Below are 15,144 nucleotides of genomic sequence, written 5' to 3'. Positions count from 1 at the left end.
CCCCTTTACATTTTAAATGACTTCTATACGTTCCATTGCAAGTGAATATACATTTTCATATCCTGCTGTACTTAGCTTTTGTTGTAATCGATCCGTATCCTCTTTCAAAGCATGCACTAGCACCGTATGTTCTGGTAATAATGTATTTAACATCTCTTTAACGTCTTTTATACTTTGGTGAACTTTATAGGGAACTCGCTTCACCCTACATGTACTCCTTACATGTTCTTTCATAACTCTTTCTGCAAAACTCCCTTTCGCAATATGCCCAGTAAAAATAACGGAATTACGTTTTTCATTCCGAAGCTGTTCATAGCATAACTGTGCTCGTTTCGTTTGCATATTCGCATCACTCATTACAACTATTCCATAACTATTTTGCATACTAATGTCATTATCCATCACTATTATGTTTCTTTTTAAACTCTCCATAATCCATTTAAGTTCTTCATTATTTTTTATCCAATCTTTATATATGAACATCTCTTCAAATCCAGCCAAAATTTCTTTATCTACTATAAGCGGAAATTCTTTATATCGTTCATATAAATACAATACTATATCTTGCGCCCTACCAAGTTGTGGCAGCGGTAGCAATGCTATTCCTTTATTCTGCATAACTCGCTCAATTTCTGCACATAGATCATCTAATCTTTCATTTTGCGAAACATCATCTGTGTGGTAAGCGGCATCTACAATTGCAACTTTTATATTGTGGCCCAATTTCTCAGGTAAATTAGCTCGTAGTATATTAGACTCTGCTGAATAATCGCCGGAATAGAACACGTATGTATTACACAAATCAACTAAAAACCAAACAGCTCCTAATACATGCCCACTATATCCCCACTGAAACCGCAATGTAGGAGTAATTTGTATCCATTCATTTGGATTACTAATCTCATCAATACATACATAATTTAAATCTTTTATGTGTTGGTCGCTATAAGGTAAATTCCACCCTTGCATCACATTATAGTTTCTCCATTTTTCATAATATAACGGCAGTTGCTCCTTCGTATAACGAGTCGTCCAAATTTTTTTCTTATATCCATACTTCGCTAATAAAGGTAAACCCATCGTATGATCTTCATGAATATGTGATAAAAATACCGCATCTAAAAATGGAACAGCTTCTCTCTCTATTTTTGGATAACTATCCTCATAAGATCGATTAATACCACAATCAAATACTATTTTCGTCTCTTTATTTTTTACAAAATAGCAGGAGCGACCGTATTCTCCTGCCCCACCCCATACTTCTATCCTCATCATGCTACCCCTTTTCGCTTTTGCTCCATATGTTGTAGCAGTAATAAGCACATTGTTGTAAGTCCAACAGAAACAACGGCCATCGCCATGCCTATAGATACTTCACCCTGTTCAAATTGAGCAAAAATAAACGTTGCTGACGTTTCTACTGATGGAGGTAATACGAGAAGCGATGCTACTAACTCTCTTATCGAAATTGTAAATGTCATCGCCCATCCAGCAAGAATGCCTGGGATAATAAGAGGCAATATTATTTTTCTAAAAATATAAATATAATTTCCCGAAAAAACACTTCCTGCCTGCATGAGAGAATCATCAATTTGTCCGAGTGATGATTTTACATATTGCACCGTGTAAGGTAAAAACAGCACAACATACGTTACGATAACCATGACTGGTGTATTGTAAATTGACAGGGGCATATATGGTGAATTCCAAAATAGAATAAGACCTACAACCATAACGATTCCTGGTACCATATTGGGTAACATACCGCACATATCGAGCCATTTTTCAGAGTTTTTTTTCCCCTTTCGAATCATAAGTGCCAAAAAGACTCCAATCATTACCGCAATAATCGCTGTTACGAGTGAAAAAAGAAAACTATTCCATAAAGCCTCTAATCCCGGAGATCCCATTGTAAACAATGCCTCATAATGGCTTGTTGTAAAGTTATTTACATGTAAACCGCCGCCTCTTAATTTTGACAAAGAAGCAATCAGTATAGAAAAGTATGGAATTCCAATTGATACGATTAATAAACCAATTACATACATCCATGCTACAACGCGCGTAAATATAGACAAAGTATATCTTTTAGATTTCACACCTTTTCCACTAACCATTGCATATGAATACTTTCGATTCAATACATTTTGCATATACCAAATGAGCATACAAGCACTAAGTAATAAAGAAGATAATGCTGTTGCACTACTAAAATCAATTGGCCAACTCGAAATAAATTTATGGATTTCTGATGTTAACACGTGGAATCCTATTCTACGTCCGAATGTAGCCGGTGTTCCAAATTCAGCAATCGTCTTTACGAAAATGAGTAAAGCACCCATTACATAACTTGATACTAATAACGGCAATATTATTTTTCTTAAACGATAGAGAAAACTTCCGCCATGAACTGCTGCAGCTTCTTCTTTACTACTCCCAATCTGAAGTAACGTGTTTTTCAGCATGAAATAAAGGAATGGGAATAAATGCAGACTCATAATTAAGACCATACCTCCTAAACTAAAAAACGATGATGAAACTGTCTTTAGCATCGGAAAAAATTGTTCAAAATAGCCGTTAGGTTGCATGAACAAAATCCAGCCCATTGATCCAATATACGGCGGTGTCATAAATGGAATCATAAAAACAATATCTAACTTACTATACTTTCCTACATCTGTTTTGCTCATAATAAACGCCAATGGAAATGCAAATATTGTAGCTCCTATTACAACGAGTACACCTAGAAGCATCGAGTTTAGAAAAATCCCAGCTAATCCACCACTCTGCATCACTTCAAAAGGCTTTAAAAAGTTCCAGCTGCTATTTTCATATATACTAGAAAATAAAATGAGAAAAAGCGGAATGACGATTAACATCGCCACAAGTAATAACGCTACCGTCATTCCAACTTGTCTTACTGATATGAATCGATTTACCATGGAATCACCATCTTATTGAAATACTTTCTTAAATTGTTTTCCTATTTCATCTTGCTCTTTCTCAACTGTTTTCCAATCAATATTTAATACTGGAATCTCTTCTACATTCGGTCTATTTTCAGCTTTTATATCTGTTCTACCTGGCAATAAATACGCTTTAGCAACTTGTTTTTGCACATCATCTGATAATAAATAATCAATAAACTCTTTTGCACCCTCTACATTTTTACTATCCTTCATAATCCCCGCTGCACGTGGGCTAATAACTGTTCCGCTTTTTGGATATACGATATCAACCGGTTCACCCTTTACTTTTGCGCTGTACGTCATATAATCAACACCTGCAATTACCATATCTTTCGCACCTGTTACTACTGGATCTAAAGCTTCTTGATTTGCTCCTGCTACTGTAACTTCATTTTTCTTAAGCTGTTCAAATAAATTCCATCCATCTTTTCCATTCTTTTTCACATATCCTGTTACAAAGTCTAAAGCTGAACCTGAAAGTGCTGGATCTGGAAGATTCACTTTTCCTTTCCATTCCCCTTTCGTTATATCGCTCCAATCTTCAGGCGCTGTCTTCACATTTTTTGTATTGTACACAATCCCTAATGCTGAAGCACTATACCCGAAATAATGTCCTTTATCATCTGACCATTCAGAACGCAGCTTATCAGCTTGTTTCGCTTCTTTATAAGCTAACGTTTGACCCTCTTTCTTTAATCCTTCCATCGCTGGTAATGATGCAAGTACGACTACATCAACGACTGGATTTTTCTTTTCAGCTTCCATTCTCGCTAAAATCTTACCTGTTGTTCCTTGAAACATTTCTACTTTTATACCTGTTTTCTTTTCAAAGTCTTTTTGAATTTTTTCTGCTAACCCTTTTGGCCCTGCACTATATACAACAATTTTCTTTTCATTCGTATTTTTACTTTTTGCATCTGCATTGCCTGTCTTTGAACTACACCCTGTTACTACAGCCGAAAATAATAAAGTACATACAAATAAAGACTTAAGCGAACTGAATTTCTTCATACGATTCTCCCCCTATATGATGAATACATTTTTTTGGCACATATAACGATACTGGTTTACCGATGCTTAATTTACTATTGTGATAAGCTGTCCATATTCCGAGTGCCCCCATGTTTACTTTTATTTCATACCGTTCTCCTACATATGTAACGTGCTTAATTTCACCTGTATACATTTCGCACACTTCATTTTTCGTCCAGCTCACATGCTCTGGACGAACCATTTTTTTACCCTCTACAAGCCAATTCGCCTTACCAACAAATTTGGCAACAAATTCATGAGACGGTTTCACATAAATATCTTCCGGTGTTCCTTTTTGTAATACTTCTCCTTGTTTCATGACAATAATTTGGTCTGACATTGACATTGCTTCTGTTTGATCGTGAGTGACATACAGTGCAGTTAAACCAATGGAATGAACGATATCCATAAGCTCTATTCTCATTTCTTCTCGCAAAATTGCATCGAGTGCACTTAGCGGTTCATCAAATAAAATAAAATGAGGTTTTGTTACAATTGCTCTAGCGAATGCGACACGTTGTTGCTGTCCACCAGAAAGTTCGTGTGGATACCTTTTCTCCATACCTTGCAGGCGAACTCGCTTTATCGCATCTTCTACTTTTTCTCGTAAATGATTTGTTTGCTTTGTAGCCCTTAAACCAAATGCAACATTGTCAAAAACAGTCATGTGCGGCCATAAAGCAAAATCTTGAAATACCATACCGATATTCCGTTCATGAGGAGATGTCTTTATCTTTTTTGCAGCAGAATACATGCACTGGTCTCCAAAATATATTTCTCCCTTATCCGGTTCTTCAAGCCCTGCTATCATTCTAAGTAAAGTCGTTTTCCCACACCCCGAAGGTCCTAAAAGTGTAGTGAATTCCCCTTGTTTCATTACAATCTGCAACGGCTTTAACGCCTGTGTTTTTCCAAATGTCTTTTCTAATCCACTAATTGTAATATCCATTGCTTCACCTCTCTCCCCTCATTCTTAACCTGCTTTCATTCTATATGGAAGATTTATACTGAATGTTAATGTACTGTAAAGATTAAATTAAAAAACTTCTAATAAACTATTTATTTCTATAGATTTTTTCTATAGTTAAAATAAAAAAGGCGGCAATTCATAATGAATCTCTTAAAATTAGAAATTGTAGTACTTATTAAGAAATACAAAAAGCTTACAATTGTTGCAGAAAAACTTGGCGTTAAACAACCAACTATTACATTTCATATAAAAAGCTTAGAAGAAGAACTCGGTGTGTCTTTATTCGAATTACGTTCTGGAAGGTATTTCTTAACAGAGGCTGGTGAGGCTTTGCACCATTATGCTTCTAAAATAGATGCACTTATGAAAGAAGCTAGACGTGTCACGCAAGAGTTTAAAGATTTTAATAAAGGTGCTATAACAATCGGCGCTAGTTATGTACCAGCGACTTATCTTTTGCCAGAAGTCGTTCATGAATTTCAATGTGAATTTCCCAATATAAAAATAACGCTACTAGTTAAAACAGCCCCTGAAATTCGAATGATGCTACAAAATCACGAAATCGATCTTGGGATAATTTCCGCTGCTCCATTTGATGAACCACTTTTAAAACAAACGAATATAATACCTGATACACTTGTTCTTGCCTTTTCCAAAGAACATCATTTTTCAAAGAAAGAAAATGTATCGTTACAAAATATCGAAAAGGAACGCATACTATTGCATCGTAATCCATCTACAACGAGAGATTTACTTACAAAATGGATGTCAGTTCATAACATTACATTCCAATCAGAAATTGAATTAGACTCATTAGAAACGATGAAACAAATTTTAAAATATGGTAATGGAATTGCCTTTATTTCTAAACTTGCTATTGAGCAAGAAATACAACGAAATGAGCTATGCTATATACCAATCCCAGAATTTGAATTTCAGCGTAATATTTATACGATTCATCATGAGGACAGATGGAATTCTAAAATCATTTCTTTTTTACTACAGAGCATCCATTCATTTGCAACAAAAAATTAAAAGGCTGTCGTTATGCACGACAGCCTTTTACACTATAAATCTATTTATTTTTCTTTGCCTCAATTTTTGCTTGCGCCTCTTCAGCCTTATCTAATGCTTCTGATACTTTCTTCTCTTTTTCTTTCACTTCATCTATACTATCGACAGCTTTAATAATTTTATCGATTCCTTCTTCTTCTACCTTTCTACGCTTTGCTACTCTTTCATTCACTTTCTCTTCTACATCTTTTGCTTTTTGAAGCATATTCTCTGCATTTGATGTTACAGCTTTTTCAAGTGCATCATCTTTTTTCTTTTGTAACACTTCATTTGCAATGTCTTTCGCTTCTAAATACTTACCGTCTTTTAATACTGTTGCCCCGTGATCCATTTTCTCAGCAACTTCTTTATATGATTTCGCTTCATTTCCTGATTTCTCTTTTTCTGCTTTTTCGAACCACATTGTTGCATCACTATACTTTTCATCTTTCAATGATTGCATACCTGTTTCAATATATGTGTCATAATTGCTACATCCAGCCATTACGATTAATAGAAAAAGCATAACAAAATTTAATTTTTTCATGCTGTTGTCTCCTTTTCTTTGCAAGCTCACTTTACTTTAACATACATGAAAAAGAGTTTCAAAAACTAAAATACTAATTCGGTCATTTTTATTTCGTTAAGTCAAATTTCCTTTTAGGCAGACACATCCACTTGCTTTTTCATTACATGCTTCTTTACTCCTACTAATACAACTAACAATAAGCCTCCGCCTAATGTCATCATAACAATGCTAGTTGGCAACATATCTAATAATAATCCATACACAATCATACCGAGTGGTGCGATTGCAGTAGAAATTGTTTCAAGTAAGCCGAAAACGCGTCCTAAATAATTGGGATTTGTCGTCTTTTGCAAATGTACTTGCATCGGAATATTTACAACCATCATTGATATACCAGTTAACATCATAAAAGCGATATAGTAAATAAAACTTGCTACTTTCGGAATGGTGACTACTAATGGAAACACTGTACATAAACTCAAGCTCGCAAATAAAAACAACCCAATATAAACAGAGCGAAACGGATTATTCACTTCTTTACGTACTGATAACGCAATTGCACCAATTAACATCCCAACTGCTAACATTCCCTCTACAACACCGAGTTGCTTCGAAGATAGATGCAAATTTTGAACAATAATATATGGAAGTGAAACGAAAAGTGCACTCGCAAAAAAGTTTACCCCTACTGCAATTTTCATTAAACCATATATTTCATGCTGTCTTTTTACATATGAAAACCCTTCTTTTATACTTGTCAAGAAATGCTCTTTACTTTCAGCCATGTCTTTTTTATATAAATCGAATACGATAAATAATTGTACAATTACCGCTAAAAAGAATGTAATGCTATTTAGCAGGAAAAACGATTTAATTGAAAAGAAACCAAATACAACTCCACCAATAATCGGTGCTAAAATATTTGATAAAGATGCTGCCGTCTGGTTCAAAGCACTCGCTTTTTGAATACGTCCCTCATCTACTAAACTTGGAATAGATGAAGTTAATGCAACAGAATAAAAACTCGCACAAATTGATAATAATGCTGCTGAAACATAAATAAACAGAAGTGATGGCCCAAAAGTAGTTGCAAGGATAAACATAATAAGCATTGTTAAACTACTTAACAAATCAGTACCGATGACAAGCCATTTTCGATTAACACGGTCAGCTACAGCACCAGCAATCGGTCCACAGATCAGCCTTGGAATCGATCCGCAAATAAGCGTAGTTGCAAACCCCATTCCTGAACCCGTTGTCTTTAATACGTATAATCCCATTGCAAACGTATAAATACCCGCTCCTAACAAGGACGTCATTTTTCCAATCATCATTAAAATAATATTTCTCGTTGCAATCTTCATTTTCCAATCATTTTGACCTATATTTATATCCCCCATTATGACACTCTCCCCTTAAAAGTTAAATTGTGTTAAACTTATTATATAATCAACTTTCCAATTTTTACAATAAAAAGTTTAATTGTATTTAACTTTTAAATTATAAAGGAGCATATAATGGCTACTCTCGGTGCAAAAATTAAAACGTTACGAAAAGAAAAAAAGCTTACTCAAACTGATTTAGCAGGTTCAGAGCTGACAAAAAGTATGCTAAGCCAAATTGAAAACGGAAAAGCTACACCTTCCATGAAAACATTACAATATATTGCTGAAAAACTTGGATGCGAAACGAGTTTTTTACTAGAAGATGATGATGTGGAAAAGATAGAACTCATTCAACAAATGGAACAACTAATAAAAGCAAATAAGTACGATGAAGTATATGAGATCTTACTACCTATCGTTCAAAAAGAGCTACCTCCTACTTTGAATACCGCTCGTTTATATAAACAATTTGTAACAGCTGCGGCTAAAATGAAAGATTACAATATTGAACATTACGTGGAAAAGGCTACTTCTATTTTTGAAAAATATACGTTATACCGGGAAAGTACGGAAACAAAATTAAAATTATCCTTTACGATATTCACACGTAAAAAGTATGCTGAATGTTTACAACTCATTGCTAGCATCCGAAATGACTATGAAGAGAAACATTTAGAAATGGATCTCATTATACATATCGAGTTATATTTATATGAGGCGATTATTTTTCTTGCATATGGTAATTACGAACAATGTGAAAGTGTCATTTTAGATGCGCTTGCATTTTCAAAAAAACATCAAGTGTATTATAAAACAGATGAATTTTACCGTATTTTATCTTACCAAAAAGTCCTAACGGCTGATAAAGAACAATATTTACATTACATAAAAAAATCAGAGCAATTTGCCATTTTTACAGAAGATACTTTATCTGCAGCGGTTATTAATCTTTTAAAAGCTTACTACTACAACACAATTACTCATGAATATACTATTGCATTAGAACATGTAGAACAATTTCGAGAACAACTAAAAGATGAGCGAATTTTTCAAGATGATGGATCGTATTATCTTGAAAAAGGAAAAGCTTTGTATGGTTTAAAACAATACGAAGAAGCTTTAAAAACATTACAACGTGCTATCATACCAGATTATATAAACCATCCACTTGATCACGCACGGCTTACAACAGCTGGGGCATATCGTGCTCTTTGTTATGTCAAACTTAATGATAAAAAAAGAGCTCTTGAAGAAGTAACAGAAGCATATGAAATCGTACAGTCCTATCCTGATTCCATCTTTTCTTCATTTATTAAAGAAACATTACAAATAATACAAAAACTTTAAGAATGTCTCAAAATGGTATATTATTCCTCTTTTTTAGCAAAGATAATAATGATGGGAGGAATATAAATGAATATACAACGTGCAATAGAGCTTTCTGTGTCAGCGGAACAAGCCAATGTCAGTTTTCAAGGCATGCCTGTTATGATTCAACACGTCGATGAAAGCAATGAAACCGCCCGCATATATGAAGTAAAAAACCCAGGACGCGAATTAACTGTTCCAGTTAATAGCTTAGAGGAAATATAAGAAATGCCACTTCTCTTTTGAAGTGGCATTTTTCTTATGAATCAAAAATACAACTATTATTTCTTCTAATTTTTTAAGCTTATAATAAGAAAATGTAAATTTTATACTCTAACCCTATATTTTGTGATATTTTATACTCTGGAAATAATTAAATCTTTATAGATGAATAATATAAATTTTTTTCTATTTCCCACTCTATACATAAAGGAGGAATTGTATGAGCCTCTCTATATACGAAGGTTTAGGTATTATTTTTTTCGTAATCATTATTACTTACGCCCTTGCACACAAATATTTATGGTCAAAAAAATTACTTATTATTCTATTTCTCATTTGTAATGCTATTTATCTTATTTGGCGAACTTTTTATTCGTTACCAACTATTAATCTCATAAGTATTATCGCTGGTATTATATTGTTAATTACAGAATGGGCTGGTTACTTACAATCTATCGTTTTTAGCATTGTTTCATGGAAACCATATAAACGGAAAGAAGTACCATTATCCACTTTTGAAAAACTACCTACTGTCGACATATTTATTGCCACTTACAATGAACCGATCGATTTGTTAAAACGTACTGTAGCTGGTTGTACGTTGATTACTTATCCGAAAGAGTTACTAAACATTTATATTTGTGACGACGGGCGCCGTGAAAGTGTAAAGCAACTTGCGGCAGATTTTTCTGTTCATCACATAACTCGCACCGAAAACAAGCATGCAAAAGCTGGAAATTTAAATCATGCGATGCTTCATTCAAAAGGTGATATTATCGTAACAATGGATGCCGATATGATACCACGAGCTAACTTTTTAGAGCGAACGATTGGATATTTTTCTAAAAATAATGTTGTATTCATTCAAGCACCACAAGTTTTTTATAATGCTGATCCTTTCCAATATAATTTGTTTTTTGAAGATAACATCGCCAATGAACAAGATTTCTTTATGCGCCAGTTAGAAGAAGGGAAAGATCGCTTTAATGCTACGATGTATGTTGGTAGTAACGCCCTATTTCGCCGCACCGCGCTTGAAGAAATTGGAGGATTTGCGACTGGAGTTATTACTGAAGATATGGCAACTGGTATGCTACTACAAGCTAACAAATGGGAGACTATATTTGTCAATGAAACACTAGCTGTTGGATTATCCCCAGAAACATTTAGTGATTTATTAAAACAACGGGACCGCTGGTGTAGAGGGAACATTCAAGTCGTAAAAAAATGGAATCCTTTCACTATAAAAGGATTATCTTTTATGCAGCGTCTTTTATATGCAGATGGAATTCATTATTGGTTTTTCGGTGTTTATAAAATGATATTTTTATTAGCACCGCTATTATTTTTAGTATTTGATATTTATAGTTTAGAAATTAATTTCATGCACTTATTTATGTTCTGGGCACCTGCCTTTTTAACATCACAGCTTATTTTCAAAGCTGTTTCTAATAAAAAACGAACAACTACGTGGAGTCATGTGTACGAAGTTGCTATGGCTCCTTATATGGGATTTGCTATTTTATCAGAAATTTTCTTACGTAAAAAGTTTCAATTTCATGTGACAAGAAAGGGAGTTCAAAATAATACAAGGCATTTTTTATGGATTGCAAGCATCCCTCATCTCATATTACTCATTTTAACAATTATTGCACTTATTCGAGCAACACTTATGCTCTTATACCCTGAGCAATATTATATTGAAAGAGAGAGCTTATATATTAACATTTTCTGGTTACTATACAACGGGATAGCTATTGTCACTTCACTATTTGTAGCATTTGAAAGACCGCGTTTTCGAAATTCAGAACGTTTCGTAGTAAATTTACCAGGTACTTTATATGCCGAAGATAGGATCATTTCTTGCAATATCCTTGATATTAGTGAAACGGGGGCACGTTTTGAATTAGATTCCTCCATTCCATTTGAAACTTTATCAAGTCTATCTTCCTATATGCTATCTTTTGGCGAGGTAGAAAAGATTTATAGTACAAAAAAATGGATTCGGAGACAAGAAAGTTCTGTACAAGTTGGTGTATCATTTGATGATGTATCCCATGAGCAATATTGTAAACTCATTCTTCATCTATTTAGTAAACCGGTTAATGACCGGGTGGAAAAGGTGTACGATAAAGCATTTCTTACACTAGCAATTGCATCTTTCATAAAAAACACAAAAAAAGCACCAAGACAATTTCGCAGGCAACATATACGTGAGCAACTGATGTCTCCTGGAACATTGCATATGAATGGGATGCCGATTGAAGCGACCATTATCGACTATAGTACAGGTGGGTGCCAAGTACAAACGAACATCCCTCTTGTGATTGACCAAATTATACAAGTAACAATGGAAGAACGTAATATTCAAAAGAAAAATGCACAAGTGTGTTGGATTCAAAAAAAGGGTCGTAAAATATATGCTGGATTAAAATTCACAGCGTAAAAAAGAAAAGAAGCGTCGTGCTTCTTTTCTTTTTTACATGCTAAAATACTTATTAAAGGGGGGAATGTATATGAAAAATACTTCACAAAAAATGAGTCATTATTATGCCGTGATATTCACTTCTAATTTATCAAATGATACAACAGACTATAATACCGTTGCCGAAACAATGGAGGAACTTGCAAAGCAACAACCTGGATTTTTAGGTGTAGAAAGTGCACGAGGTAATTCTGGGCTCGGAATAACAATTTCTTATTGGGAATCACTTGATGCAATTGAAAATTGGAAGAAGAACGCCTTACATAAAGAAGCGAAAAAAAGAGGTCGTGAGCAATGGTATGAAAACTTCCATCTGCGTATTTGCCTTGTTGAGAAAGAATTTAAGTTTCAAAGAGGCACAATATAACTATGAAGGAAAAATTAGCTCTCGTTATTGTTCATGAAATATATGGTGTGAACGACCATATGCATCACGTTACCGAGCAATTTACTTCATCTCATATTGACGTATTCTGTCCTAATCTTCTGCACTTACAACACGCATTTCATTATCGTGATGAAGAAAAAGCATATGAACATTTTGTAAATCATATTGGATTTAATGATGGAAAAGACCAAATTGAAGCATTCATCAATACCCTTTCAAGCAATTATACACATATTGGACTTATCGGCTTTAGTGTTGGAGCTACCATCTCATGGCTATGTAGTAACAATCCGAAAATAGATTTTATCATCGGATGTTACGGTTCTCGTATACGCGACTATGTTCACATAAAGCCTACATGCGCTACACTACTTATATTTCCTGAAAAAGAAGCTAGTTTTTCAGTATCCTCTTTAATTCAAACATTGCAGCAACAAAAAAATCCTTTACTAGAAATACAACAACTACACGGTGAACATGGATTTCTAAATCCGTACACTGAAAAATATAACGGGCACTCTACAAAACAAGCATACAATGTAATAGATTCATTTCTTGTAAAGTGAAACTTTATTAGTTCTTTATTTGGGTTATTGTTGTTAGTTATTTCGGGGATGTAATAGAAGAAGGAAGAAAAGCCAACATTCAACTTTTCTTCCTTCTATCTTTACCTTTAGCTTTCACTGTCACTGATTCACAAGGTGTATAATATATTTGAGGTGTCGCCTTATCAACAAACATCATAAATGTAATAAAACCGAGAATAAAGAAAATAAACAACGTTAACAAAATTGCTCCTATCGTTAAAAGTATCATAACACCACCCCTATATTTTTCATGTTATTACACTTTTCGCTATTATATGAGCGTAATCCTTTTTAGAAAAAGAAACGTAACAAAATAATCACAACCACTCCCGTTAATACTGTACCTAATAAACTACGAGTATATATCGCTACAAGAAATGTGGGAATTGCTGCGATAAGGTAATCCCACTGCATCGTCTCATGCATAAATAAAACTTGTGCTAAAAGCGCTGCTAATATCGCAATTGGTATGTAATTTAACCATTTTAAACCCCAGTCAGGAATTTGTAGTTTGCTAAATACGAGTAGAGGTAAAATACGTGGCACGAGTGTAACAGCTCCTGCTGCTAGTAAAAGTAATAATACATCTAATCTCATTTCCATTTTTCAATCACCACTCCAATCGTCGCAGCTAGTAAGGTTGCGATAATAACCGCTATACTATCTGGCATAAATAGGTGTGAAACGTATGCGATGATAATCGCTACAATTGCAACACTTAAATGAATTGCTAGTTTTGGTTTACTACTTATGAGCTGAAGAACAAATAATCCAATAAACATCGCTGGTAATGCATAATCCATCCCGTATGTATGTGGATCTGGTATCCACTCACCAAACAGTCCACCAATAATAGTAGCAAGAATCCAATTTAAATACGCTGTTACGTTAAGCCCGATCATCCATCTTTCACCTAAATATCCTTTTTGCGCCGCGTGTTGCACTGCAACGCCGAAAGTTTCATCTGTAATTTGCGAACCGATGATTAAGTTTTTAAATAGAGGAATTTTCGTAAAGTACGGCGCGAGTGCAGCACTCATAAGAAGGTGGCGCAAGTTAACAAAAAATACAGTAAAAATAATTGCGGAAGCAGGAGCACCGGCTGCATACATACCAGCTAATATAAATTGGGCAGAACCTGCATAAATTAAAGTGGACATAAATGCAATTTCAATGATAGAAAAACCTGCTGTTTTTGCAATTACACCAGCTGCTATACCGATGCTCAAGTAACCAAATACAGTTGGTAAACAATCTTTTACTCCTTGCTGAAATGTATCATCGCTCTGCAAAGCTACATGTGCCTGAGCTTTACTCATCTCTATCATCCTCCATTCCTTCTAAAGTTCGTTTTCCTGTTACGACATGAACTAAATCTATATTTTCACGCCATAACGTATCTAACTTATCAGCTCCAAATTCCTTCGTGATTTCTTCAACCATAATATCGTGCCGCACATACTCTGTAGCAACGAGAACTAGCGCTGGGTCATACGTTGTAACGGCCCATGAAGTGCTATCATTTGAGAAGTTCGCAATTAATACTTCCTCTCCATCACGCGCAATAACAGTTAAATGACCACCCATTCTCTTTTCAACAACGTGAGGCGTCATATAATTATGGTGAAACGTCGCTCCTATTTTTGTTTCTGGAGCTCCAAATAAGATTGAAAATATATGTACGCCTTCCTCTTCCTTTTGATAAACGTATGGCTCAATTTCATGCACTTGATCTTCCCATACAGAAATCCATAATTCTTCCTTTGCCCTATTAATTATATTGCATATTTCTTTTAAAACACGATCATTTGAGCGAATATGCGAAATTACATCTATTTGTCGCTCTTGTTCTAAACAATTTAATTTCTCATCTAAAAATTCAAAGGACTTTTCAAAGTCTTTTCGCATTCGATTCATTAATTCGGTAGCTGGTACTGGTACATATTTAACTGGTTCAGAAGGTACAATATGCACTGCTCCTTTATCCATTAACTTACCGAGTACCTCGTAAATCATAGAACGAGGTACTCCTGTTTGTTTACTCACTTCATAGCCAGTTACTGGGGAATGTTTTAACAATCCAATATACGCTTTACATTCATATTGGGAAAATCCTAACTTTTGTAATTCCTTTATAATTTCATCCATCGGTAACC

General features: G+C 34.5%; 16 protein-coding genes. 6 read left to right on the top strand and 10 right to left on the bottom strand.

All coding sequences use genetic code 11. The features are described from left to right. Window positions 1-12 precede the first annotated feature (12 nt). From DOS87_RS08665 to DOS87_RS08650, 4 genes are read right to left on the bottom strand one after another with little or no spacing between them, the layout of a single operon-like run. Entirely contained in the window at window positions 13-1,275 is a 1,263-nt protein-coding gene (locus DOS87_RS08665) for an MBL fold metallo-hydrolase (protein WP_033669464.1), read from the bottom strand. Next, window positions 1,272-2,942: an ABC transporter permease gene (locus tag DOS87_RS08660; protein ID WP_000248135.1), complete on the bottom strand. Its 1,671-nt coding sequence runs from the start codon at window positions 2,940-2,942 to the stop codon at window positions 1,272-1,274. Before DOS87_RS08660 ends, DOS87_RS08665 begins: the two co-directional genes overlap by 4 nt. Window positions 2,943-2,954: 12 nt before the next feature. Then, window positions 2,955-3,980, bottom strand: a complete 1,026-nt coding sequence (locus tag DOS87_RS08655) for an ABC transporter substrate-binding protein (RefSeq protein ID WP_000714683.1) — start codon at window positions 3,978-3,980, stop codon at window positions 2,955-2,957. Then, on the bottom strand, window positions 3,958-4,950 hold the full coding sequence (locus DOS87_RS08650) for an ABC transporter ATP-binding protein (protein WP_000355543.1): 993 nt from the start codon (window positions 4,948-4,950) through the stop codon (window positions 3,958-3,960). Before DOS87_RS08650 ends, DOS87_RS08655 begins: the two co-directional genes overlap by 23 nt. 162 nt (window positions 4,951-5,112) lie before the next feature. Between DOS87_RS08650 and DOS87_RS08645 the strand changes: the two genes are divergently transcribed. Then, window positions 5,113-6,006 carry a LysR family transcriptional regulator gene (locus DOS87_RS08645; protein WP_001050622.1) on the top strand — a complete coding sequence of 298 codons (894 nt, stop codon included), beginning with the start codon at window positions 5,113-5,115 and terminating at the stop codon, window positions 6,004-6,006. Window positions 6,007-6,046: 40 nt separating this feature from the next. Here the strand turns inward: DOS87_RS08645 and DOS87_RS08640 are convergent, their stop codons facing one another. Both DOS87_RS08640 and DOS87_RS08635 read right to left on the bottom strand, forming a co-directional pair. Continuing rightward, window positions 6,047-6,571 (bottom strand): DUF4398 domain-containing protein, encoded by a 525-nt coding sequence (locus DOS87_RS08640; protein ID WP_000735855.1) that lies wholly within the window; start codon window positions 6,569-6,571, stop codon window positions 6,047-6,049. A gap of 113 nt (window positions 6,572-6,684) precedes the next feature. Continuing rightward, window positions 6,685-7,953: an MFS transporter gene (locus DOS87_RS08635; protein WP_000502461.1), complete on the bottom strand. Its 1,269-nt coding sequence runs from the start codon at window positions 7,951-7,953 to the stop codon at window positions 6,685-6,687. Window positions 7,954-8,070: 117 nt separating this feature from the next. Here DOS87_RS08635 and DOS87_RS08630 point away from each other — a divergent pair, with 117 nt between their 5' ends. The 5 genes from DOS87_RS08630 (at window position 8,071) to DOS87_RS08610 (ending at window position 12,967) form a co-directional block, all read left to right on the top strand. Further along, window positions 8,071-9,285, top strand: a complete 1,215-nt coding sequence (locus DOS87_RS08630) for a helix-turn-helix domain-containing protein (protein ID WP_044783905.1) — start codon at window positions 8,071-8,073, stop codon at window positions 9,283-9,285. Between the two features lie 66 nt (window positions 9,286-9,351). Beyond that, complete coding sequence (locus tag DOS87_RS08625; protein ID WP_001025734.1) at window positions 9,352-9,531, top strand: H-type small acid-soluble spore protein; 180 nt, start codon at window positions 9,352-9,354, stop codon at window positions 9,529-9,531. A 217-nt stretch (window positions 9,532-9,748) separates the two neighbouring features. Then, a complete protein-coding gene (locus DOS87_RS08620; protein ID WP_098578218.1) occupies window positions 9,749-11,974 on the top strand; it encodes a glycosyltransferase in 2,226 nt (741 codons plus the stop codon). A 70-nt stretch (window positions 11,975-12,044) separates the two neighbouring features. Continuing rightward, window positions 12,045-12,380: an antibiotic biosynthesis monooxygenase family protein gene (locus tag DOS87_RS08615; RefSeq protein WP_000799455.1), complete on the top strand. Its 336-nt coding sequence runs from the start codon at window positions 12,045-12,047 to the stop codon at window positions 12,378-12,380. 2 nt (window positions 12,381-12,382) lie between these two features. After that, window positions 12,383-12,967: a dienelactone hydrolase family protein gene (locus tag DOS87_RS08610; protein ID WP_000660112.1), complete on the top strand. Its 585-nt coding sequence runs from the start codon at window positions 12,383-12,385 to the stop codon at window positions 12,965-12,967. Window positions 12,968-13,046: 79 nt separating this feature from the next. Here the strand turns inward: DOS87_RS08610 and DOS87_RS08605 are convergent, their stop codons facing one another. From DOS87_RS08605 to DOS87_RS08590, 4 genes are all read right to left on the bottom strand, one after another. Further along, a complete protein-coding gene (locus DOS87_RS08605; protein ID WP_098578219.1) occupies window positions 13,047-13,217 on the bottom strand; it encodes a DUF3951 domain-containing protein in 171 nt (56 codons plus the stop codon). Between the two features lie 62 nt (window positions 13,218-13,279). Then, complete coding sequence (locus tag DOS87_RS08600) at window positions 13,280-13,591, bottom strand: AzlD domain-containing protein (protein WP_000425944.1); 312 nt, start codon at window positions 13,589-13,591, stop codon at window positions 13,280-13,282. Further along, window positions 13,582-14,307, bottom strand: coding sequence for an AzlC family ABC transporter permease (locus DOS87_RS08595; protein WP_000030479.1), 726 nt, complete (start codon window positions 14,305-14,307; stop codon window positions 13,582-13,584). The genes DOS87_RS08600 and DOS87_RS08595 overlap by 10 nt, the downstream gene beginning before the upstream one ends. Next, on the bottom strand, window positions 14,300-15,136 hold the full coding sequence (locus DOS87_RS08590; RefSeq protein WP_016077897.1) for a TrmB family transcriptional regulator: 837 nt from the start codon (window positions 15,134-15,136) through the stop codon (window positions 14,300-14,302). Before DOS87_RS08590 ends, DOS87_RS08595 begins: the two co-directional genes overlap by 8 nt. Window positions 15,137-15,144 lie beyond the last annotated feature (8 nt).

The organism is Bacillus sp. CR71, from assembly GCF_003429245.1.
Taxonomy (GTDB): Bacteria; Bacillota; Bacilli; order Bacillales; family Bacillaceae_G; genus Bacillus_A; species Bacillus_A thuringiensis_S.
Note: the sequence above shows the minus strand (reverse complement) of the source record. Positions and strands in the feature narration are given on the sequence as shown.